At 68.3% G+C, this 20488-nt stretch carries 22 protein-coding genes and 2 pseudogenes; 17 read left to right on the top strand and 7 right to left on the bottom strand.

From position 1 onward, the window contains the following. Positions 1-35 precede the first annotated feature (35 nt). The 7 genes from FHX42_RS06880 (at position 36) to FHX42_RS06850 (ending at position 6756) form a co-directional block, all read left to right on the top strand. Positions 36-1214 (top strand): acyl-CoA dehydrogenase family protein, encoded by a 1179-nt coding sequence (locus FHX42_RS06880; protein WP_182543241.1) that lies wholly within the window; start codon positions 36-38, stop codon positions 1212-1214. After that, entirely contained in the window at positions 1211-2407 is a 1197-nt protein-coding gene (locus FHX42_RS06875; RefSeq protein WP_182543240.1) for a CaiB/BaiF CoA transferase family protein, read from the top strand. The genes FHX42_RS06880 and FHX42_RS06875 overlap by 4 nt, the downstream gene beginning before the upstream one ends. A gap of 21 nt (positions 2408-2428) precedes the next feature. Then, positions 2429-3157, top strand: coding sequence for a 3-oxoacyl-ACP reductase FabG (gene fabG, locus FHX42_RS06870; protein WP_182543239.1), 729 nt, complete (start codon positions 2429-2431; stop codon positions 3155-3157). Beyond that, on the top strand, positions 3154-3678 hold the full coding sequence (locus tag FHX42_RS06865; RefSeq protein WP_328795939.1) for a MaoC family dehydratase: 525 nt from the start codon (positions 3154-3156) through the stop codon (positions 3676-3678). The genes fabG and FHX42_RS06865 overlap by 4 nt, the downstream gene beginning before the upstream one ends. A gap of 41 nt (positions 3679-3719) precedes the next feature. Continuing rightward, complete coding sequence (locus FHX42_RS06860) at positions 3720-4502, top strand: electron transfer flavoprotein subunit beta/FixA family protein (protein WP_182543238.1); 783 nt, start codon at positions 3720-3722, stop codon at positions 4500-4502. A 37-nt stretch (positions 4503-4539) separates the two neighbouring features. Next, positions 4540-5499 (top strand): electron transfer flavoprotein subunit alpha/FixB family protein, encoded by a 960-nt coding sequence (locus FHX42_RS06855; protein WP_182543237.1) that lies wholly within the window; start codon positions 4540-4542, stop codon positions 5497-5499. 441 nt (positions 5500-5940) lie between these two features. Further along, the gene (locus FHX42_RS06850; RefSeq protein WP_182543236.1) at positions 5941-6756 is read left to right on the top strand and encodes an alpha/beta fold hydrolase; all 816 of its coding nucleotides are present in this window, start codon (positions 5941-5943) and stop codon (positions 6754-6756) included. Positions 6757-6782: 26 nt separating this feature from the next. Here the strand turns inward: FHX42_RS06850 and FHX42_RS06845 are convergent, their stop codons facing one another. Next, on the bottom strand, positions 6783-7952 hold the full coding sequence (locus FHX42_RS06845; RefSeq protein WP_182543235.1) for an FAD-dependent oxidoreductase: 1170 nt from the start codon (positions 7950-7952) through the stop codon (positions 6783-6785). 463 nt (positions 7953-8415) lie between these two features. Here FHX42_RS06845 and FHX42_RS06840 point away from each other — a divergent pair, with 463 nt between their 5' ends. Next, positions 8416-9864: an aldehyde dehydrogenase family protein gene (locus tag FHX42_RS06840; RefSeq protein ID WP_182543234.1), complete on the top strand. Its 1449-nt coding sequence runs from the start codon at positions 8416-8418 to the stop codon at positions 9862-9864. Positions 9865-9951: 87 nt separating this feature from the next. Further along, positions 9952-11061 carry an NAD(P)-dependent alcohol dehydrogenase gene (locus tag FHX42_RS06835; RefSeq protein WP_182543233.1) on the top strand — a complete coding sequence of 370 codons (1110 nt, stop codon included), beginning with the start codon at positions 9952-9954 and terminating at the stop codon, positions 11059-11061. 6 nt (positions 11062-11067) lie between these two features. On the opposite strand, the gene FHX42_RS06830 is transcribed toward FHX42_RS06835, so the two are convergent. Together FHX42_RS06830 and FHX42_RS06825 are read right to left on the bottom strand one after the other, a co-directional pair. Further along, positions 11068-11868, bottom strand: a complete 801-nt coding sequence (locus FHX42_RS06830; RefSeq protein WP_220479579.1) for a zinc-binding dehydrogenase — start codon at positions 11866-11868, stop codon at positions 11068-11070. 192 nt (positions 11869-12060) lie between these two features. Continuing rightward, positions 12061-12294, bottom strand: coding sequence for a hypothetical protein (locus tag FHX42_RS06825; RefSeq protein ID WP_182543232.1), 234 nt, complete (start codon positions 12292-12294; stop codon positions 12061-12063). A gap of 65 nt (positions 12295-12359) precedes the next feature. On the opposite strand from FHX42_RS06825, the gene FHX42_RS27700 reads away from it, so the two are divergent. The 4 genes and pseudogenes from FHX42_RS27700 (at position 12360) to FHX42_RS06805 (ending at position 14010) form a co-directional block, all read left to right on the top strand. Beyond that, on the top strand, positions 12360-12524 hold the full coding sequence (locus FHX42_RS27700; protein ID WP_407926201.1) for a transposase: 165 nt from the start codon (positions 12360-12362) through the stop codon (positions 12522-12524). Positions 12525-12639: 115 nt separating this feature from the next. Beyond that, positions 12640-12819: pseudogene (locus FHX42_RS27695) on the top strand (IS3 family transposase); the annotation flags it as partial. 37 nt (positions 12820-12856) lie between these two features. Further along, positions 12857-13366, top strand: a pseudogene (locus FHX42_RS06810) (cation transporter); the annotation flags it as partial. Positions 13367-13368: 2 nt separating this feature from the next. After that, the gene (locus FHX42_RS06805; RefSeq protein WP_182543566.1) at positions 13369-14010 is read left to right on the top strand and encodes a methyltransferase family protein; all 642 of its coding nucleotides are present in this window, start codon (positions 13369-13371) and stop codon (positions 14008-14010) included. Here the strand turns inward: FHX42_RS06805 and FHX42_RS06800 are convergent. The 3 genes from FHX42_RS06800 to FHX42_RS06790 form a co-directional block, all read right to left on the bottom strand. Beyond that, positions 13985-14866 carry a M23 family metallopeptidase gene (locus tag FHX42_RS06800; RefSeq protein WP_328795937.1) on the bottom strand — a complete coding sequence of 294 codons (882 nt, stop codon included), beginning with the start codon at positions 14864-14866 and terminating at the stop codon, positions 13985-13987. The genes FHX42_RS06805 and FHX42_RS06800 overlap by 26 nt on opposite strands. A 215-nt stretch (positions 14867-15081) precedes the next feature. Then, on the bottom strand, positions 15082-16020 hold the full coding sequence (locus FHX42_RS06795; protein ID WP_182543230.1) for a M56 family metallopeptidase: 939 nt from the start codon (positions 16018-16020) through the stop codon (positions 15082-15084). Beyond that, entirely contained in the window at positions 16020-16400 is a 381-nt protein-coding gene (locus tag FHX42_RS06790) for a BlaI/MecI/CopY family transcriptional regulator (RefSeq protein ID WP_182543229.1), read from the bottom strand. Before FHX42_RS06790 ends, FHX42_RS06795 begins: the two co-directional genes overlap by 1 nt. Positions 16401-16544: 144 nt before the next feature. Between FHX42_RS06790 and FHX42_RS06785 the strand changes: the two genes are divergently transcribed. The 4 genes from FHX42_RS06785 to FHX42_RS06770 all read left to right on the top strand — a co-directional run bounded on the left by FHX42_RS06785 (position 16545) and on the right by FHX42_RS06770 (position 19741). Then, positions 16545-17513 (top strand): cation diffusion facilitator family transporter, encoded by a 969-nt coding sequence (locus FHX42_RS06785; RefSeq protein WP_182543228.1) that lies wholly within the window; start codon positions 16545-16547, stop codon positions 17511-17513. Positions 17514-17605: 92 nt separating this feature from the next. Next, positions 17606-17863 carry a hypothetical protein gene (locus FHX42_RS06780; RefSeq protein WP_182543227.1) on the top strand — a complete coding sequence of 86 codons (258 nt, stop codon included), beginning with the start codon at positions 17606-17608 and terminating at the stop codon, positions 17861-17863. A 72-nt stretch (positions 17864-17935) separates the two neighbouring features. Beyond that, positions 17936-19126 carry a cytochrome c oxidase assembly protein gene (locus FHX42_RS06775; protein ID WP_220479576.1) on the top strand — a complete coding sequence of 397 codons (1191 nt, stop codon included), beginning with the start codon at positions 17936-17938 and terminating at the stop codon, positions 19124-19126. Between the two features lie 381 nt (positions 19127-19507). After that, positions 19508-19741 (top strand): hypothetical protein, encoded by a 234-nt coding sequence (locus tag FHX42_RS06770; RefSeq protein WP_182543226.1) that lies wholly within the window; start codon positions 19508-19510, stop codon positions 19739-19741. 235 nt (positions 19742-19976) lie between these two features. Here the strand turns inward: FHX42_RS06770 and FHX42_RS27690 are convergent, their stop codons facing one another. Next, positions 19977-20423, bottom strand: coding sequence for a transposase family protein (locus FHX42_RS27690; protein WP_220480050.1), 447 nt, complete (start codon positions 20421-20423; stop codon positions 19977-19979). Between the last annotated feature and the right edge of the window lie 65 nt (positions 20424-20488).

Here is a 20488-nt window from a genome sequence, read left to right as displayed (position 1 = left end):
TGGACTGGTCTCAATTGATGGGTGAAGGTAAGGGCATGGACACCGAGACCACCGAGGTTCCGGGAGACGTCTTCCGCGACGTCCTCGCACAGATCTCCGACTTCGTGCGCACCCGCGTGCTGCCCCGTGAGATCGAGATCATGAACACCGACGCGATCCCCGACGACCTGCGCGCCCAGGCAGCGGAGATGGGTCTGTTCGGCTACACGATCCCGCAGCAGTGGGGCGGGTTGGGTCTCGACCTCGTCCAGGACGTCGAGGTCGCCATGGAACTGGGTTACACCTCGCTGGCACTGCGGTCGATGTTCGGCACCAACAACGGAATCGCCGGTCAGGTACTCGTCGGGTACGGCACCGAGCAGCAAAAGGCCCGGTGGTTGCCCGCGATCGCCTCCGGTGACGTGGTCGCTTCCTTCGCGCTCACCGAGCCCGGCGCCGGCTCCAACCCGGCCGGGTTGCGCACCACTGCCACCGCGGACGGCGACGGTTGGATCATCGACGGCACCAAGCAGTTCATCACCAACGCGACCGAGGCGGGGTTGTTCGTGGTCTTCGCCCGCACGCAGCCCGCACCGGAATCCGGCACCGGCATCGCGGTCTTCCTCGTGCCCGGTGACGCCCCCGGCGTCCAGGTGGGCACCAAGGACGCCAAGATGGGCCAGGAGGGCTCGCGCACCGCCGAGGTCACCTTCTCGCAGGTGCGCGTCGGGCCGGACGCGCTCGTCGGCTCCGACGGCGAGGTCGGCTACCGCGCGGCGATGACCTCGCTGGCCCGCGGCCGCATCCACATGGCCGGGCTCGCCGTCGGCTGCGCGCAGCGGGCGCTCGACGAATCCGTCTCCCACGCCGCCTCGGCGACGCAGGGCGGCACGCCCACCGGCGACTTCCAGCTCGTGCAGGCGATGATCGCCGATCAGCAGACCGGGGTGCTCGCTGGCCGTGCACTCGCCCGCGACGCCGCCTACAAGTACGTCAGCGGGGAAGACCGGCGCATCGCTCCCTCGGCCGCGAAGCTCTACTGCACCGAAATGGCCGGCAAGGCGGCCGACCTGGCGGTGCAGGTGCACGGCGGCACCGGCTACATGCGCGAGGTCCCCGTCGAGCGGATCTACCGCGACGTCCGCCTGATGCGCCTGTACGAGGGCACCAGCGAGATACAGCGCCTCATCATCGGCGGTGGCTTGGTGCGAGCCGCGAAGAAGCAGGCGTCATGACCCGCCCGCTGGAGGGCATCACCGTCGTCTCCCTCGAACAGGCCGTGGCCGCTCCCCTGGCCACGCGCAACCTCGCCGACCTCGGCGCGCGGGTAGTCAAGGTGGAACGCACCGACGGTGGGGACTTCGCCCGCGGTTACGACCACGCCGTGCACGGCACTGGTGCGCACTTCGTCTGGCTCAACCGCGGGAAGGAGTCCGTCGCGGTCGACCTGAAGACCGCGGAAGGCCGCAGCGTCGTCCGGAACCTCGTCGAGCACGCCGACGTCTTCGTGCAGAACCTCGCGCCGGGGGCGACCGAGCGTCTGGGTCTCGGTGCCGCAGACCTGCGCTCAGCACGCCCGGAGCTGGTCGTGGCCAACCTGTCGGGCTTCGGCGCCGGCGGTCCGATGGAGCAGCGCAAGGCCTACGACATGCTCATCCAGGCCGAAGCCGGACTCATCTCGATCACGGGCACGCCCGAGACCCCCGTCAAGACCGGCATCCCCACCGCGGACATCGCCTCCGGCATGTACTGCTCCCAGGCGGTCCTGGCCGCACTGCTGCGCCACGGGCGCACCGGGGAAGGCGCCACCATCGACGTCTCGATGCTCGAGGCCACCGCCGAATGGATGGGTTACGCGCTCTACACCCAGATGCACACCGGTACCCAGTCGCCGCGGATGGGACTCAGCCACAGTTCCATCGCCCCCTACGACGCCTTCCCCACCCGCGACGGCCAAATGCTGATCGGGGTCCAGAACGACCACGGCTGGCGCACGCTGGTCACCGACGTCCTCGGCGTGCCCGAGCTGGCCGACGCCCCCCGGTTCGCCACCAACGTCGAGCGGGTGCGCCACCGCGCCGAGTGCGACGCGTGCGTGGCCGAGCAGACCGCCCTATGGAGCACCGAGGAGCTCGACGAGCACCTCGCCCGCGCGGGAGTGCCCGCCGCGCAGCTCAAAGAGCTCGACCAAGTAGTGCAGCACCCCCAGCTGGCCGCCCGCGACCGCTGGCGGGAGATCGGCACCGAGCACGCCACCGTCGAGGCACTGCTGCCCCCGGCGACGTTCACCGACGTCGAAGCGCACATGGGCGACGTCCCCGCGCTCGGCCAGCACACCCGAGCGCTGCTCGTCGAGTCCGGAATGGACACCAGCAGCGCCGACGAGGCCCTCCGCAACGGCGTCGCCCACCAATCCGAACACCGCTGACACTCCCCAGAAAGGATCACCATGCTGTCCGGACGCACCGCCGTGATCACCGGTGCCGCACAAGGCATCGGACTGGCGATCGCCCGCACCTTCGCCGCGTACGGAGCGCGGATCGTCATCGGCGACCTCTCCGAAACCGCAGCCCGCGAAGCCGCGGAATCCCTGCCCACCGAAGCGATCGGCGTCCGGTGCGACGTCACCTCGAGCGAGGACGTATCCCAGCTGCTCAACACGGCCACCGAGAAGTTCGGCCCGCTCGACGTCGTAGTCAACAACGCCGGCATCACCCGCGACGCCACCATGCGCAAGATGACCGAGGACCAGTTCGACGAGGTCATCCGGGTCCACCTGCGCGGCTGCTGGAACGGCACGCGGCAGGCCGCCGGAATCATGCGCGAGTCCGGCGGCGGATCGATCATCAACCTCTCGTCGATCTCCGGCAAGGTCGGATTCCTCGGCCAGACCAACTACTCTGCGGCCAAAGCCGGCATCGTCGGGCTCACCAAGGCTGCCGCCAAGGAGGTCGCGTTCACAGGTGTCCGGGTCAACGCCATCCAGCCCGGCTTCATCGAGTCCCCCATGACCGAGGCCATGCCCGAGGACATCAAGAAGCAGAAGCTCTCCGAAGTCCCGATGGGGCGCCCCGGGACTCCCGAGGAGGTCGCCAAGGTCGCCACCTTCCTCGCCAGTGACCTGTCCAGCTACATGACCGGCACCGTCCTCGAAGTCACCGGCGGGAGGTACATGTGACGGCCCCTCCCGCACCCGATGGCCAGGTGTTCAGCACCGTCGACGAACTCGAAGCAGCGGTCGGCACCACACTGGGCACCAGCAGCTGGTTCGAGATCGACCAGCACCGCATCGACCTGTTCGCCGACGCGACCGACGATCACCAGTGGATCCACGTCGATCCCGAGCGCGCGAGCAGCGGACCCTACGGGACGACCATCGCACACGGATTCCTGACCTTGGCGCTCGTCGTGCCGCTGACCTCCGCGCTGATCCAGCTGGCCCCGGCGAGCGCGAAGCTCAACTACGGCCTCGACCGCGTCCGGTTCATCAACCCCGTTCCCGCGGGATCGCACGTGCGCGCCACCGTGGAACTGCTCGATGTCACGCGCACGAAAGCAGGCGTGCGCACCAAGCAGCAGGTCACCGTCGACCTCGAAGGCCACGACCGCCCCGCCTGCATCGCCGAAGCACTGAGCGTCTTCGTACTCGGAAGCTCGGAGGGGCAGCGGCCAAGCGCGGCGGCCGAGCCAAGGACGTGACCGCGCGAACCAACGACACGAGAGGAGGTCGAAGAGGACCCATGAACATTGTTGTCCTGGTGAAGCAGGTGCCGGACACGTGGTCCGAGCGCAAGTTGTCGGGTTCGGATCACACGTTGGACCGTGCCTCTGCGGATGCGGTGCTCGACGAGATCAACGAGCGTGCGGTGGAGGAGGCGTTGCTGGCCAAGGAAGCCCACGGTGGTGAGGTGACGGCCGTGTGCATGGGCCCGGAGCGTGCGAACGAGGCCATCCGCAAGGCCCTGTCGATGGGGGCCGACAAGGCGGTGCACTTGCAGGACGAGGGCCTGCACGGTTCGGACGCGGTGGCCACCGCGCGGGCGCTGGCCGCCGCGATCGGCACGGTGGAGTCGGTGGATTTGGTCGTGGCGGGCAACGAGTCCACCGACGGCCGCAGTGGCGCGGTGCCGGCGATGCTGGCCGAGCTGCTGGGATGGGCGCAGTTGACGCATGCGCGCAAGGTCACCTCCGATGGTTCCGCGGTGACCGTGGAGCGGGAGACCGACGCCGGTGTGGCCACGGTCGAGGCGAACCTGCCCGCCGTGGTCAGCGTGACGGAGAAGATCAACGAGCCGCGGTACCCGTCGTTCAAGGGCATCATGGCCGCGAAGAAGAAGCCCGTGAGCGTGCTGTCGTTGGCCGACGCCGGCATCGACGCCGGCGCGGTGGGCTTGGCCAACGCCGGTAGCCAGGTGGTGTCCTCGGCACCGGCGCCTCCGAAGGAGGCCGGGCAGAAGGTCACCGACGAGGGCAACGGTGGCGTGCAGGTCGTGGAGTTCCTGTCCGGCCAGAAGCTGGTCTGAGACAGCCGTCGGTTCGCGAGGAGAAGAGGCTTTTTTCATGTCTGAGGTGCTGGTCCTGGCCGACCATGCCGGCGGCGAGGTCAAGAAGGTCACCCACGAGTTGCTGACGGCCGCACGTCGGCTGGGGGATCCCGCGGCGGTCGTGGTGGGCACGTCCGGCGCGGGCGAGAAGGTCGCGGCGTCGGTGAACACCTCCGGGGCCGCCACGGTGTACGCGGCCGAGTCCGACGAGGTCGACGACTACCTGGTGACTCCGGCGGTGGACGTGCTGGCCGCGCTGGTCGAGCGCACCAGCCCGGCGGCGGTGCTGATCCCGGCTTCGGTGGACGGCAAGGAGATCGCCGGTCGCCTGGCGGTGCGGCTCGGCTCCGGGCTGCTTTCGGAGGTCGTCGACCTGGACTCCGCGGGAGTGGCCTCGCACTCGCTGTTCGGCGGTTCCTACGAGGCCACCGCGACCGTGGCCACGGGCACGCCGGTGATCTCGGTGCTGCCGGGCAGCGTCGAGGTCGCCTCCGCCGAGGGCGCGGCCGCGGTCGAGGCCGTGGAGGTCCCGGCCCAGGACGCGGCCACCGCCGCCAGGGTCACCGCGCGGCAGCCGGTCGAGGCCGGGGACCGTCCCGAGCTGACCGAGGCCAACGTGGTGGTCTCCGGTGGCCGGGGCGTGGGCAGCGCGGAGAGCTTCGCGGTCGTCGAGAAGCTGGCCGACTCGCTGGGCGCGGCGGTGGGCGCCTCGCGCGCGGCGGTGGACTCCGGGTACTACCCGCACCAGTTCCAGGTCGGCCAGACCGGCAAGACCGTGTCGCCGCAGCTGTACCTCGCGCTGGGCATCTCCGGGGCGATCCAGCACCGCGCCGGCATGCAGACCTCGAAGACCATCGTGGCCGTCAACAAGGACGCCGAGGCCCCCATCTTCGAGATCGCCGACTTCGGCGTCGTCGGAGACCTGTTCCAGGTCGCCCCCCAACTCACCGAAGAGATCGGCAAACGCCAGGGCTGAGATCCACGCTGGCTGAGGGGAGAACAGGCATGGCACTCGGTCGTTGGTGCCTCCCGGCTCAGCACGAGCGCCGAGACCATGAAATCAGCTTGCGGTCGATGAGCCTACGTTCACGAAGATCGCACGAATCGGACGCACCTGGCGCAAGGGAAACCTCGTTTCGAGTCATGTCGGAACGAGGTAGGGTGAGTGCGAGATCAACTCCCATGCCGGCGCAGAATCCGGATCGCCTGCTGAGCCGCCCACCAGACGTAACAGCCGCTTCCGCTTGGCAAGGCCGATACGGCGCGACTGCACCAGAACGCGCCGGGAAGAGGAGCACAACCGCAAACGAGCGGATCACAGAACCCGTCACCAAGGCGGACGCGCCCGCGCCCGTCGCGAGCGCTGCCCGGCGCAGAAAATCGCTTGGCGTGTTTCGCCGCCGGAGAAAGGAAAGAGATGTCGCTGATCGACACTCCCGCTGGGGTTCACCTCTGCTACGAGGTTTTCGGCGATCCTGCCGATCCTCCGCTGCTGCTGATCCAGGGGCTCGGTGCCCAGATGCTCGGCTGGCACGAAGAGCTGTGCCGCCAGCTCGCCGAGGCCGGTTTTCAGGTCATCCGCTTCGACAACCGGGACGTCGGGTTGTCGCAGAAGTTCCCGGAGGGCGACTACGACCTGGCCGACATGGCCGCGGACACCGCCGGACTGCTCAACGCTCTTGACATCGACCGCGCGCACGTCGTCGGCCAGTCGATGGGCGGAATGATCGCCCAACAACTGGTGATCGATCACCCGGGCCGGGTGCGTTCGCTGGGACTGATCTACACCACTCCCAGCCTGGAGTTCATCAGCGGCCGGGAGCTGCTCGACGAGCAGAAGGCACTGCCGCGCGCCCGAAACCGCGAAGAAGCGGTCGAACTGCACCCGCGCAGCCAGGAACCTTGCCTCTCCCCTGGCTATCCTGCCGATCTGGAATGGCTCCGCGAGGTCGGCGGGCTCATGTACGACCGCGACTACGATCCAAATGGCACCGAGCGGCAGATGAACGCCATTAACGCTTCACCGGATCGAACCGCCGCGTTGGCGACAACCAAGGCACCGACCACCATCCTGCACGGCGACGGCGACCGGCTCATCAGCCCGACCGCGGCCGAGGTGCTGCACCAGAAGATCCCGGCGTCGACGCTCACCATCCTGCCCGGAATGGGACACGAACTTCCCCGCCCCCTGTGGCCGCAGATCGTCGCGACCATTACCGATAACGCACGCTGAAAACCGTTGCCGCCGCGACCCGCGAGTCAGGCTGACGCGGCAGCTCGGGCATCGTGGGAGTGGATCCACTGCAACGTCGTGGAGATGTCGTTCAGGCCACGGTCGCGTCGCTCCGCCTCCGGGCCGTCGGGCAGGTGCAACAGGTCAGAAGCGACCCACGAACTGCGTTGCACCGCACGCGTGCGCGCCCGCCGCAGCCGCTCGTAACGGGCCAGCGCCTCCTCGCGGCCGTAACGGTGCAGGCACTCCGCCAGGGCCGCGGCGTCCTCGATGCTCTGGTTCGCGCCTTGGCCGTGGTGCGGCAGCATCGCGTGCACCGCGTCGCCGAGCAGCACGATCCCGTCGCGGTACCAGCGGTTCAGCGGCCGCTGCCCGAACAACGCCCACCGTTGCGGCACCGAGGTGCGCTCGATCATCTCCCGCACGCCCGGGTACCAGCCGTCGAAGAAGGTCCGGATCCTCTCCAGAGACATCTCCTCGGTCCAGCTCGACGACCGCCACTGCTCGGGCTCGTGCACGACCGCGAGGAAGTTGACGAGTGAGCCGTCACCGATCGGGTAGTGCAACACATGCGCGCCCGGCCCCATCCAGAATTGGATCGCGCCCGGATCCGGCAGCGACGGCAGCTGTTCGGCCTGCACGAGTCCGCGGAAACCGCTGGTGCCCGAATACACCGCGGGCTCTGAATCGGTGACCCAGCGGCGCACCGTGGAGTGCACCCCGTCCGCCCCGACGACCACGTCTGCTGAGACCACCGCCCCGTTGGCGAACTCCAACCGATATTCGTCGCTCGACGCAGACAGATCGATGAGCCGGTGGTCCAGGAACACCCGATCCCCGCACTCGTCGGCGAGCATCTTCTGCAGGTCCGCGCGGTGCACGCCGCAGTAGGGCGCGCCGAACCGCTGCTCGTAATCCTCACCGACACCGTAGGCCACGACGCGCTCACCGGACAGCCAGTGCCGGTAGATCAGCTCCGTCGGCACCGCACTGCACTCCGCCAGTCCCGCCCGCAGACCGAGTTCGTGCAGCACCCGATTTCCGTTTGCCGACAGCGCCACCGCCGCACCGACCTCGCGCAGTTCCGGGGCCTGCTCGTAAACCGCTGCGTCCATGCCGTGTCGCCGCAGCGCCAAAGCGAGCGTCAGACCGCCGATTCCGCCGCCGATGATCGCCACTGATGTCGCTGCTGACATAACGCCCCACTTCGCCGCCGAAAAATTTCCGTACCGACAGGTACGCTCGCAGCAGCGTAGATGTACCGATCGGTACAGTCAAGTCCTCTCGATTCGTTTTTAGGGATCGGTTCATTGATATTAAAAACATGATAAATCGATTTGCTCTGAGTATTTGTGCCAGCTGAACCACACCGCGTACATTACTCTCGAAGCTTGGCTGTGTCTTCGACCACATGGATTCGGCACTCCGGAGGGAAGCTCAATCAGTGCTGCACAATCCACGGATTTCGGCAGTCGCGCTGCTCTCCTTGGTGACGCGCGGGAAGCGGATGAGTCCGCGATTCCCCGCGACGCGTCCTGCGCGGATCCGATCGCCTCAGCGAATGCGGGCCCGCATCTGACCGGCGTGGCCCGCCACCGGATTCCCGGACTCTCCGGGCACGAGCAAAGTCCAGCGAACACGCGAACAAAGGAGTTCACGATGACATCGACAATCACCCAGCGTGTCGGTCACCTGATCGGCGGCGAGATGACCGCGGCCGAGAACGCGCGGGCCGTGCACGACCCCGGGAAACTCGACGAGGTCGTCGCCGAAGTCGCGGTCGGCACCGTCGACGACGTCGACCGCGCGGTGCGCTGCGCGCACGAGGCGTTCCAGAGCTGGCGACAGGTCCCCGTCGCGGAACGCGTGCAGAAGCTGCTGGCCGCAGCGGACGTTCTCACTGGATCCGCCGACGAACTCGCCTCGCTGCTGGTGCGCGAACACGGCGGAGTGGCTTGGGAGGCGCACACCGACTTCGCGCTCGGCACCGGAGTCCTGCAGCACACCGCCTCGCTGACCGAAGAGTTCTTCACGCCTGTCCAATTCGACGACGCCGAGAGCTTTATCAGCGTCGAGAAGGTCCCGCGCGGCGTGGCCGCGGCGATCGTGCCGTGGAACATGCCGGTCGTGCTGACCATGATGAAGCTGGCCCCAGCGCTGGCCACCGGCAACACGATGGTGCTCAAGCCATCACCGTTCGCCCCAGCGGCGCTCACCCTCGCGCTGAGCCGGATGGCCGAGCTCCTGCCGCCCGGCGTGCTCAACGTTGTGCACGGCGAGGGCGACGTCGGCGCCGCGCTGTGCTCACACCCGCTGGTGCGCAAGGTCGGCTTCACCGGCGGCACCGAGACCGCGCAGAAGGTCATCGGCGCCACCAGCGAGACCATCAAGAACGTCACCCTCGAGCTCGGCGGCAACGACCCCGCGATCGTGCTCGACGACGTCGACATCGACGCCGCGCTCGACCGGATGCTCAAGGGCGTCTACACCCGCAGCGGTCAGATCTGCTTCGCCGTCAAGCGCATCTACGTGCCGCGCGGGCTCTACCAGCGCTTCGCCGACGCCTTCTGCGACCGGGTCGACGAGTACGCGGTCGGCCACGGCCTCGACTCGAACGCCGGGTTCGGGCCGCTCAACAACGAGACCCAGTACAAGAAGGTCCTCGACCTGCTGGACCGCACCCGCAACTCCGCGGCAAATCTCGTCCAACTCGGCCGCAAGCTCGACCCGGCCGGCTGGGACAACGGTTACTACGTCCTGCCGCACGTCGTCCGCGACACCGAGCACTCCACCCCGATCTCCTGCCAGGAACAGTTCGGCCCGGTCGTCCCACTGATCGCCTACGACGACGAGCAACAGGTGCTGGAGTGGGCCAACGACAGCGAATACGGACTGGGCTCCTCGGTGTGGACCAGCAACCCCGACCGCGGTCTGGACGTGGCCCGCCGCATCGAGGCCGGCAGCACCTTCATCAACACCCACGCCTTCGAATCCCTCGACCTGCGCATGCCCTTCGGCGGCATCAAGCAGAGCGGGATCGGACGCGAGTTCGGCACCGACGGCCTGGCCGCCTACGTCGAAGACCACAGCATCCGCCGCCTGAAGTGACCGGATGAGTCGGGAGCAGCCGTCCGATGTGGGCGGCTGCTCCCCGTAGGAAGCAGCATTCGCACGCATCGCCGAGGAGAGCGTTCCATGACAGTGACCACCGCAGCGATCGCGCGCGATTACCACGAGCCGTTCCGCATCGAACAGCTCCACCTGGACGAACCACGCCGCGGCGAAGCACGAGTCCGGATGGTGGCCAGCGGCATCTGCCACACCGACGCCATCGTCCGCGACGGCGTCTACCCGACACCGCTGCCCGCCGTGCTCGGCCACGAGGGCGCCGGGATCGTCGAGCAGGTCGGTGACGGAACCACGCGGGTGCGTCCGGGCGACCACGTCGTGCTGTCCGCGGCGTACTGCACCCGCTGCCCGCAGTGCCGCAGCGGTCGGATGGCCTACTGCGAGAACCTGCTCGCCGAGGACTTCGGAGGGCGGCGCTCCGACGGCACCACGGCGTTCACCGACGAGGCCGATACACCGATCTCGTCGCACTTCTTCGGCCAGTCCTCGTTCGCCGCCCGCGCGAACGTCGTGGAAAGCAGCCTAGTCCCCGTCGATCCCGCGGCACCGCTCGAACTCCTCGCACCGCTCGGCTGCGGAATGCAGACCGGCGCCGGTGCGGTGCTCAACGAACTCCGGCCACCGGCGGGATCGTCGATCGCCGTCTCCGGTGCCGGAGCGGTCGGCATGGCCGCGATCATGGCAGCCCGCGTCGCGGGCTGCACCACGGTGATCGCACTCGACCTGCACGACACCCGGTTGCGTACCGCGGAGAAACTCGGCGCGACCCACACCGTCAACGCCGGCAGATCCGACACGCTCGAGGAACTGCAGCGAATCACCGACGGGCGCGGTGTGGGCTACATCCTCGACACCACGGCCATCCCGGCGGTCCTGAACACCCTCGCCCGCGGGTTGAGCATCCGCGGCCACCTGGCCCTGGTCGGCGCCGCCGCACCCGGCACCGAGGCCCCGTTCGAGATCGGCGCATCTCTGGTCAAGGGCTGGACGTTCCAGACGATCGTCCAGGGCGGCTCGATCCCGCAGGAATTCATCCCGCGGTTGGTCGAACTGTGGCGACAAGGCCGGTTCCCGGTCGACGAGCTCGTCCGGACCTACGAGCTCGACGACATCAACACCGCCTTCTCCGACTCCGCCCGCGGCGAAACGATCAAGCCGGTTCTCCGCTTCGAGTGAGCCGGCTCAGTCCGGGATCGCCAGCAGCACTCGTCCGCGGCTGCCGGCGTCGACGTGGTCGTGGGCCTGCGCAATTTCGGCCAACGGGTAGCACGCGGCGACGTCCACGGTAAGCGCGCCGACCGCGGCCGCGTCGGTGACGTCGCGCGCGGCCTGACTCTTTATGCCGGCCGGGAAATCGTCACTGCCGAGCATGCGCAGCGTGACGTTGTTGAACAGCAGGGGCCAGAACGGTATCTCCGGGCGCTCCGCGTTGGTCGCGTAGGCGGCGATGACCGCGCCGTTGGCTACCACCGCATTGTCCAGATCGGCATTATCGGACAGCGCCACCTCGATGATGCGGTCCACGCCGTCCGGCGCGTGCGTGCGGATCGTCGCTGTCGCGTCGTCACGGTCGAGAGCCACTGTCCGCGACCGCAGCCACGAATCGACCTGGTCCAGGTCCTCACTACGCCGGACCGTGGCGAGTACGATCGCCCCGGCCCACCGGGCCAACTGCGCGGCCACCGCGCCGACCGCCCCGAGCACACCGTGCACCAGCACGACCTTCCCGTCCACCGGACCGTCGGCGAAAACGGTCCGGTGCGCGGTGATCCCCGGGATGCCGAAGCTCGCCCCGAGCTCGTCACCGAGGTGCTCGGGCAGCGGCACCGCCTGCTGCGCAGGCACCGTGGTGAACTGTGCGGCGGTCCCGAACGGACGGTAGGACTGCGCCCCGTGCACCCACACCCGCTGCCCAACCTGCTGCGGATCCACGCCCTCGCCCACGGCGTCGATCACACCGGCCGCATCGCTGTGCGGGATCACCCGCGGGTACGGCATCGCCGACCCCCAACCATCCGCGCCACTTTTTCGTCTCGCCCGGGTTGACCCCAGCCACCCGCACGCGCACCCGCACCTCACCGACACCGGGCCGCGGATCGGGTAGCTCACCGAGCTTCAACATCTCGGTGGCAGGGCCCTGCTCGTCATACCAGGACCCCAGCATCGACTCTCCTCTCAGCGGTCCTGCTCGGAACCGTCCAGCATCTCCCGCAGCCATCGGCGCTCCGCGCGGTTGGTCGCGCGAGCGATGCGCAGCATGCCTCGATGGTAGGGCTCCGACGGCTCTTCAGTGCGCAGCGGACGCTCGCCCTCGTCGAAGAAGCTCTCCGGCCGCTCCGGGAACTCGAGTCGCCTGCGCGGCACGACACCCCGCTCGGCCCCATCGGGCAGCAGCGACAGGGACGCCAACCCGTGTGAACCGTTCCCGCTTGCGCGGAAAGCCGAGAGTAGCGGTCGACTTTCTGTGAAAGAGGATGATGATGGCGCCGTCGCGTCGGAGGCACACCGCCGAGTACCGCGCTCATGCGATGGAGCTGGTCCGCGAGCCGGGCAAACCGATCGCGGAAGTAGCACGCGATCTCGGAATCAACGAGGGAACGTTGGCGAACACACCGAAGACCAGCCAAAATACACGGTGACGTTCATGTTCCGCATGCTGAACGCACCTCGTCAGGGCTACCACGAATGGCATGACAAAGAGCCACACAGCAGCAGCGTCGCGCTGAAACACCGGCGGAAAAGACCACCAGGGTCATGGACCGACATCGCCATCGATTGGACGCCCGTCGAGTGCACCACCATCTGGCCAGGCTGGACGAGCAGGTCTCACGCAAGCACGTGCACCGGCTCATGCGAGCTGCTGGCCTGCGGTGCCGGGTCCTGGTGCGACTGCTGGACGGAGCGAACTATCCCGGCCAGCTGGCCGGCGAGCTGGGCTTGCCCCGGTCGAACGTGTCCCATCACCTGGCCTGCCTGCGCGGCCGTGGCCTGGCAGTTCTCGGCTCGCGAGGCCGCGGACCGCCAGGCTCGCGAGCGCACGGCCCTGCGGATCATCGCGGTCTCGTTCTTCGCCCTGGCGACCTACGTGACCGTCGAGGCGATCCGCTCCCTGCTCGGCGGCGGGGCCGCCGACTCGTCGACGGTGGGCATCGTGCTGGCCGCGCTGTCCCTGCTGATCATGCCTGGTCTGTCCCTGGCCCAGCGGTTCACCGGCCGCCAACTGGGCTCGGCCAGCGCGGTGGCCGACTCCAAGCAGACCCTGCTGTGCACCTACCTGTCCGGAGTGCTGCTGGTGGGGCTGCTGCTCAACAGCCTGCTGGGCTGGTCCTGGGCCGACCCGATCGTGGCCCTGGTCATCGCCGCGGTCGCCGCGAAGGAGGGCCGCGAGGCCTGGCGCGGCGACAACTGCTGCGCCCCACCGGCCACGGCCATGGCGGGCCACGAGGACGACGACCGCCGCAACCACGACGAAGGATCGTGACGATGAAGTCTCCACGGCGCCACCGCGAGCACGGCCTTGTCCGCACGGCTGTGCCCGCAACACTGACCGGGCTGACCACGGCCGCGCTGCTGCGGCGAATGCGGACCGAATTCCTCGGATCGGGCCAACTGGCCCCTTCGACCGTGGCCTGGATGTACACGATCTACAGCGCCCACGCCGGCATGACCGCCTGGGCGCTGCTGCGTCGCTCCGGCGAACTTCGCCTGCCCCGGCCCGCGGGGTGGTGCGGCCGAGTGCTCGTGCTCGGCGGCACCGTCCTGCTGATCGCGGGCCTGGGCCGGTTCACCGGGGCAGGCCAGATTTCCGGCACCGAGATCGGTCCGCAGGTCACCGGTGGTGTCTACCGCTACAGCCGCAACCCGCAATACACCGGATACGTCCTGGTCCTCGCGGGCTTGGCGCTGACTCGCCCGTCCACGACCGCCGGAGTCCTCACCGGAACCATCGCAACCGCCTACCGCTGGTGGGTGCTGGTCGAGGAAATCAGCCTCGAGTCCGAGTTCGGGGCGGAATACCGCGCCTACCGCGACCGCACACCACGCTGGCTCGGTCTCCCGCGACGATCCGGCGGAGGCAGCCGCAGCCCCTCTCGAAGAGTCAGGGCCGGGCACCGCGTTCGGTGAGCCAGGCGAGCGGGTTGACCTTGCGGCTATCGGTGCCCCAGACCTCGAAGTGCAGGTGCGGGCCGGTCGACTGACCTCGGTTGCCCACCTCGGCGACGGTCTCGCCGGCTTCCACGGTCTCGCCCTCGCTGACCAGCGCCTCATTGATGTGACCGTAGACCGTGATGGTGCCGTCCTCGTGCTCGATCCGGACCCAGAGACCGAACCCACTGGCCGGTCCGGCTTCGACGACGGTTCCACGTTTGACGGCCTTGATCGGAGTCCCCACGCTGTTGGCGATGTCGAGCCCGTAGTGCGTGGACCCCCAGCGGGATCCGTAATTGGAGGTCACCGTCCCCTCGACGGGCCAAACCACGCGGTTGCGGCGGGCTTCGCGTTCGGCGGCCTCCCGGCGCCGCTGTGCCGCTTCCCGCGCGGCAGCACGCTGAGCGGCGATGCGCTGGCTTTTGTTGACCTGGCCGATTGCCGCGGCCGTGGCCTCCGTGGAGGGCTTGACCGGAAGGATTCTCGGTGGTTGCGGCGCCGGAGGCACGGGCGGCGACGCGGTGTCGTTCTGCGATTCCTCCGCCGCGATGTGGCCGAGAGCGGCCAGCGGAGCCTCGATGGCCCCCTCGACGGTGTCCGGATGCGTCGCGGCCTGCGCCTCGTGGGTCGTTGTCACCATTTCGGCCGCTCCCGCACCACCGAGAACGGCCAGCATCGTGGCATAGGCACGCATCGACCGGGTGGGCCGTCGCAACGGCCGTCGCGCCGCATCCTCCTCGGCGCCGACGGCGTGAGGCTCGCGATCGCCGGAGGAAGCGTTGTCCACGAACAACGACGACGCCGGGGACCGGTTCGACTGAGGGGGTGCCACGTCCTGCCCTTTCGCCTTCGGTTCGCTTTGGGGAAGTCACGCGTGTTGCAGCCGGGACCGTAGGAGCGCACTCCACCAGCCGGGTGGCTCGCGGAGCGACCACTCCCACCGACCGGCGGTCCGGGGCTGCCGGCAACCGCGTCGGATGCCACCGGAATTCTACGAACCGTAGAACGTGAAGCTTTACCGGGTTCGAGAGGGCCACCTCGGAACCGTCACGGCAGTACGGGCCACAGCGGCGAGAACAGCACCCCCACGGGTACGAACAGCAGCGCCAACGCAAGCTGGTAGACGAGCAGGCGCTGCCACGCGGAAATGGGTGGGACCGGCTCCAGCAGTCGACGCACGCGCGTGAGCACCGGGGCGCCGGTGGCGGCGAACGCCTCGGGAGGAGCCGCGCTCTTGTGCGCGGCGAACTGCAGCAGGGCCCTGGCCAGGATGCGGTCGTCGTGGGAACGGCGGGCACGGTCGTCGGCCAGCATCTCGACGAGGAGGCAGACCGCGTCGCGGGCCAGGTGCACGGTGGTCAATCCGGACAGGGCATGGGCCAGGGCCGTGAAGGGCAGCACCGCAAGATCGTGGCGTGCGGAGACGTGTGCGCGCTCGTGGGCGAGCAGGGCATGCAACTCCGGCATCGGCAGGAGGTTCACGGCGCCGTGACTGATCACGATACGAGAAGGCCGCCCCGGCAAGCAGTAGGCCGTGGGGGCGGGGTGATCCAGCATGTCCACGTCCGGCCCAAGCTCCGCAACCGGTTCGGCGACCACGTCGACGACATCGCGATGCCGACGACGCCTGCCGAGGGTGGCCCTGATCGCGCGGCCACAGCGCCACCCCAGGAAGCCGACGAGACCGATCGCCCACGCCAGTGCGAGGTAGTGCGGCCATCGCAACCCGGGCGGCTGCTGGCCGGCCAGCAGCTGTGCCAGCAGGGTGTGCACACCGTGGGTCAGCGTCGTCGCCAAGGGTGCCACGGCCGCTCCCAACCCGGCTCCCACGGCCGAGAGAGTGGCGGTCGCGCCGAGAGCCTGCCACAGCACCAGCGCCGCCCGCGGGGCCCGAAGCGGCCACCATGCACGGGCGAGCAGAACGGGTGCCGGGCCGATGAGCAGCGCTGCCAGCAGCGCGAGCCCGAGCGTGACCCAGAGAACCATCAGGACTCGCCCACCTCCGGACCCTCGGAGTGGTCACGGTCCACCTGCGTCAACGCCCTGCGCAGCAGAGCTGTTTCCTCTTCGCTGACCGAGCCGACGAAGTGACTCAGCACCGCGTCGGGGTCGTCGGCTTCGACCAGGGCCGTGTGCATGGCCGTGGCCAGAAAGGCCTCCTTGCTGGCCATCGGGGCGTAACGGTGCGCTCGGCCCTGTTTCGTTCTGGTGACCAGCTGTTTGCGGGTCAGTCGGTCCAGCACGGTCAGCACGGTAGTCGCCGCCGGGCTGGACGGCAGCCTATCGGCCACTTCGCGGGCGAGCAGTCCGTCGGGGTGGTGCCACAGCACTTCCATGATGGCGCGTTCCAGGTCACCGAGTCGCATCCGGTTCCATCCTCGAGGTCGTCAACACCAGTTATTCTACGTTCGATAGAACCTCTACACTGTGTAGAAGTTCAGTTGTCCCGGCGCGGTCCACCAGCACCTTCGTCAGGACACACGTCGACCGGCTACGGGAGGCCCCCGCCCATGACCGACCACGAGCACGGTCACTCGCACGCCGTCAGCAACGAGGCCGATCGACGGTACCTGGGTGCCGCGCTCGGCCTGATCGGCTGCTTCATGGTCGTCGAGGTCGTCATCGGGTTACTGGCGTCGTCGCTGGCGCTGATCTCCGACGCCGGCCACATGCTCACCGATGCCGGAGCGATCGCCCTCGCACTGCTGGCCGGGCGGTTGGCGCAGCGCCCCGCCCGGGGTGCGTTCACCTTCGGGCTCAAGCGCGCGGAGATCCTCTCAGCACAGATCAACGGCATCACGCTGTTCGCCCTGGTGATGTACTTCCTCATCGAGGCGATCCGGCGGCTGATCGACCCGCCGTCGGTGGCCGGGCTACCCGTGCTGGTCACCGCGCTGGTGGGTATCGCGGTCAATCTCGCCGCCACCTGGATGATCAGCAGGGCCAACCGGCAGAGCCTCAACGTCGAAGGCGCCTTCCAGCACATCCTCAACGACCTGTACGCCTTCATCGCCACCGCGATCTCCGGCCTCGTCGTGCTGCTGACCGGGTGGGCCCGCGCGGATGCGATAGCCGCGCTCGTCATCGCCGCACTGATGGCCCGGGCCGGCTACGGGTTGCTGCGCGACTCCGGACGCATCTTCCTCGAAGCCGCCCCGAAGGGCATCGATCCCCAGCAGGTGGAGGCGAACATGCGCACCGTCTCCGGCGTCGTCGAGGTCCACGAACTGCACGTCTGGGAAGTCACCTCGGGCTTTCCCGCGCTGTCGGCCCACGTGCTGGTCTCGGCCGACCAGGACTGCCACGAGCGACGCACCGCCGTCGAACGCATGCTCGCCGAGGGCCACGGCATCACCCACACCACCCTGCAGGTCGACCACCGCCACGACTTCCTGCCGACCGATTCCCTGCACACCCGCCCTCGGGGCGAGTCCCCCCTCTCGGAAGAGCACCGAAACGAGGGCGAACAGACACCATGACGGTCGCCCTATCGGGGTGATTCCGGCAACCGACATCACGAAGATCTCGACGCGAACCGTGAACCTCACACGCTACGGCGGGAGAAGCCTCAATGAACAGCGCCGTCTCGCAGCCGACCGCCACGCGCCCGCACCCGGTGCGCAAGAACCCCGAGGGGCCCACGCTGCTGCGATCGCTGCGCACCACCGATCACGAAGCCGCACCCCGGTTCCGCCAGCTCCCTGCGGCAAAGCTCCCGTGCAACGCCGAAACGATCAAGAACACCGCCGCCCGCCTGCGCAGCGAGCACGTCGACGTCACCACCACCCGGCATGGCCCACTCGACGTCGCGGTGCCCCCAGGCCGATAGCAGGACACGGTCGAGAACACGACCATCGCGATCCACACGTGCGACCACCGCATCCGCTCGAGGGAGACCATCGTGACCACCTCATGGCTGGCCTACGGCAACACCTCCGGACCGGACACGCCCGGCGATCCCGCACCGGTGATGAACGGGCCGATGTGGATGCCCGAACAACCGCCCACGTTGTGGCGTCTGATCGACTGGCACTGGCAACCGATCCCGCTGTACCCGGTACTGATGCTCCTGCTGATGGGGCTGTACGCCTACGGCGTCCACAAACTGCGCCAGCGCAACCTGAGCTGGCCGATCCACCGCACCGGCCTGTGGATGACCGGATGCCTGGTGGTGGCCTGGGGCACCACCAGCGGCGTCGAGGGCTACGGCATGCTGCTGTTCAGCGCCCACATGTTCCAGCACATGACGCTGAGCATGCTCGCCCCCATCCTCATGCTGCTCGGCGCCCCCACGACACTGCTGCTGCGCGCCCTGCCCACCAACCAGCGCTTCGCCGGACGGCTGCGCCGAGTGGTCCTGACCGTGCTGCACAGCTGGTTCATGAGAGCCATCACGCACCCCCTGTTCACGTGGCCGCTGTTCATCGGCAGCCTGTACGGGATCTACTTCACCCCGCTGTTCGACCAACTGATGTCGACGGTGCTCGGGCACTACTTCATGCTGGGCCACTTCCTGATCTCCGGACTGCTGTTCTTCGGCCCCACACTGGCCATCGACCCCTGGCCCCGGCGCAACGGGCACCTGGCCCGCATCATCGAGCTGCTCATGGGCTCCCCGATCCACGCGTTCTTCGGAGTGATCATCATGATGACTCCGAACCTGCTCGTGGACTTCTTCGCCCAACCCCCGCCTTCCTGGGGCGTCGACCCCGTATCCGACCAGTGGCTGGCCGGCAGCATCGCCTGGATGTTCGGCGAACTGCCCACCCTCGGCTCGATGCTCGTGGTGGCCCGCCAGTGGCACCACTCCGACGCCCGCGCCGCCCGCCGCGCGGAGCGGCAAGCCCGCCGAGACGGCGACGCCGAGCTCAAGGCCTACAACGATTGGCTGCGCGGCCTGCACGGCCTGCAGCCCGCACACGACGTGCCCAACGACCAGGCACCGACCGCAGACATCACGTCACCTCAGAACGAACCGGTTGAGACGTCCCCACAGCACCAGCCCCCGCCTGAGCAGAACGAAGCGGAAGTCCCACAGCCCCACCAGTCGGCCGCTCCTCCCGAGCTCACGACGAAGCGCCACCAAGCCTAACCGGATCGTGCCAGTGCCCGCTGATACACCAAATGACCCCGCTGCCCACGACCGCACTATCGTGACCGAGGCCGAAAACGACGGCTGCACGTGCGCCGCGCATCGGTACGGGAGCCTGCCATGCTGATCCTGACATCGCACGGCAGTGTCCGAAACACCCCGACGACACCGTCACTCGGCGAAGCCGGCGATACACCATCAACCCCCTCAGCCAGCAAGCATCGCTACGGAGCGACCTATACACCAGCCACTCGACGCGAACCGACTCCCCGTCGACACGGGCACCGACCGCTCTCGGCATCGGCGCGGTCGTTGTCGCGATGCGCACTTCAGATGGCGGAGGAAAGCATCCGTACCGTCGAAGGGACGAGGTGGCGTGTCATGAACTCTCGCAGGTTGACCCTCGTCCTGGTCCGGACAGCAGCGTTCTTCGTGGTCGGACTCATCGTCTTCCCCGTGATCGGCTGGTCCTGGTTCGGCGCCGCGGCGATAGCGCTGATCGCGGCTGCCATGGCGGTCCAGTTCGGCGGAGTGCTCTGGCTACGCCGAGCGGAAAAGACGACATCGCCCTCCCCCGCCGCGACGGAGGAGCAAGCACACCGGCACGACCACTGACGGGCCGCTCCCGCGATACCGACAGACGAGCCACTTCGGCAATGCTCACCTCCCGGACAGCACGCTCAACGAAGCACCCCGTGGACGGACCGGACGTATCCGAGGGCAAGACGACCCCACGCGCAGAACGCAGGTCAACACTCTAGATACACACCGCGACAGAACCCGGCTGCACCGAAACCCAGCGCAGGGGCACACTGCGACGATGAGTTGCGTCGGAGACCGGAGCCGGTCACTACGCCCACGCCCTCACCCGACACAAACGACTCGTGCTCGGATCCCGACCCCGTGCTTCGATCGCAAGCCCTATACGTCGGCTGCGCTCGATCTTTCCCACTGAGCACCTGCTCGGCGTGTCAGACCAAGCCCCGCCCCCACCGTTGCCCCGCCAGGCCCTGGCCCCGTCTTCTTCCAGGGATCCGGCGTTGATTCTCAGGACCGGCGCGGAATGCCCAGTAACCGTGTGGACTCCGATGCCGGCACGCTCATAGCCGCTGTCAGCCGGGGTCGGCAGTACCTGAGCCGCGGCGGCATACAGGGCACCGAGTGCGTCCTGGCGAGCGCAGGTCATGTCATGGACCGAGCCGGGCTCGACGTCGGAGACCCACAGTGGTGTCCCGGTCGGGGTGGACAGGGCTTGAACGGTGCCTCCGTGCTGGGCGGCTTTGCCCGAGTACCACAGGTCGATGATAAAGCGGCTGCGCTGGTGGTTTTCTCAGCGTAGCAATCCGAGGCCAGCACGCTGCC

It is taken from the genome of Halosaccharopolyspora lacisalsi (genome assembly GCF_014137975.1).
GTDB lineage: Bacteria > Actinomycetota > Actinomycetes > Mycobacteriales > Pseudonocardiaceae > Halosaccharopolyspora > Halosaccharopolyspora lacisalsi.
The sequence above is the reverse complement of the archived record's forward strand: the minus strand, read 5'-3'. Positions and strand labels throughout refer to the sequence as shown.

Bases quoted from the DNA above. Each gene is read 5' to 3' on its own strand.
- FHX42_RS06880 (WP_182543241.1), top strand. From the start codon at position 36: ATGGACACCGAGACCACCGAGGTTCCGGGAGACGTCTTCCGCGACGTC.
- FHX42_RS06875 (WP_182543240.1), top strand. From the start codon at position 1,211: ATGACCCGCCCGCTGGAGGGCATCACCGTCGTCTCCCTCGAACAGGCC.
- fabG (WP_182543239.1), top strand. From the start codon at position 2,429: ATGCTGTCCGGACGCACCGCCGTGATCACCGGTGCCGCACAAGGCATC.
- FHX42_RS06860 (WP_182543238.1), top strand. From the start codon at position 3,720: ATGAACATTGTTGTCCTGGTGAAGCAGGTGCCGGACACGTGGTCCGAG.
- FHX42_RS06855 (WP_182543237.1), top strand. From the start codon at position 4,540: ATGTCTGAGGTGCTGGTCCTGGCCGACCATGCCGGCGGCGAGGTCAAG.
- FHX42_RS06850 (WP_182543236.1), top strand. From the start codon at position 5,941: ATGTCGCTGATCGACACTCCCGCTGGGGTTCACCTCTGCTACGAGGTT.
- FHX42_RS06845 (WP_182543235.1), bottom strand. From the start codon at position 7,952: ATGTCAGCAGCGACATCAGTGGCGATCATCGGCGGCGGAATCGGCGGT.
- FHX42_RS06840 (WP_182543234.1), top strand. From the start codon at position 8,416: ATGACATCGACAATCACCCAGCGTGTCGGTCACCTGATCGGCGGCGAG.
- FHX42_RS06835 (WP_182543233.1), top strand. From the start codon at position 9,952: ATGACAGTGACCACCGCAGCGATCGCGCGCGATTACCACGAGCCGTTC.
- FHX42_RS27700 (WP_407926201.1), top strand. From the start codon at position 12,360: ATGATGATGGCGCCGTCGCGTCGGAGGCACACCGCCGAGTACCGCGCT.
- FHX42_RS06805 (WP_182543566.1), top strand. From the start codon at position 13,369: ATGAAGTCTCCACGGCGCCACCGCGAGCACGGCCTTGTCCGCACGGCT.
- FHX42_RS06795 (WP_182543230.1), bottom strand. From the start codon at position 16,020: ATGGTTCTCTGGGTCACGCTCGGGCTCGCGCTGCTGGCAGCGCTGCTC.
- FHX42_RS06790 (WP_182543229.1), bottom strand. From the start codon at position 16,400: ATGCGACTCGGTGACCTGGAACGCGCCATCATGGAAGTGCTGTGGCAC.
- FHX42_RS06785 (WP_182543228.1), top strand. From the start codon at position 16,545: ATGACCGACCACGAGCACGGTCACTCGCACGCCGTCAGCAACGAGGCC.
- FHX42_RS06780 (WP_182543227.1), top strand. From the start codon at position 17,606: ATGAACAGCGCCGTCTCGCAGCCGACCGCCACGCGCCCGCACCCGGTG.
- FHX42_RS06770 (WP_182543226.1), top strand. From the start codon at position 19,508: ATGAACTCTCGCAGGTTGACCCTCGTCCTGGTCCGGACAGCAGCGTTC.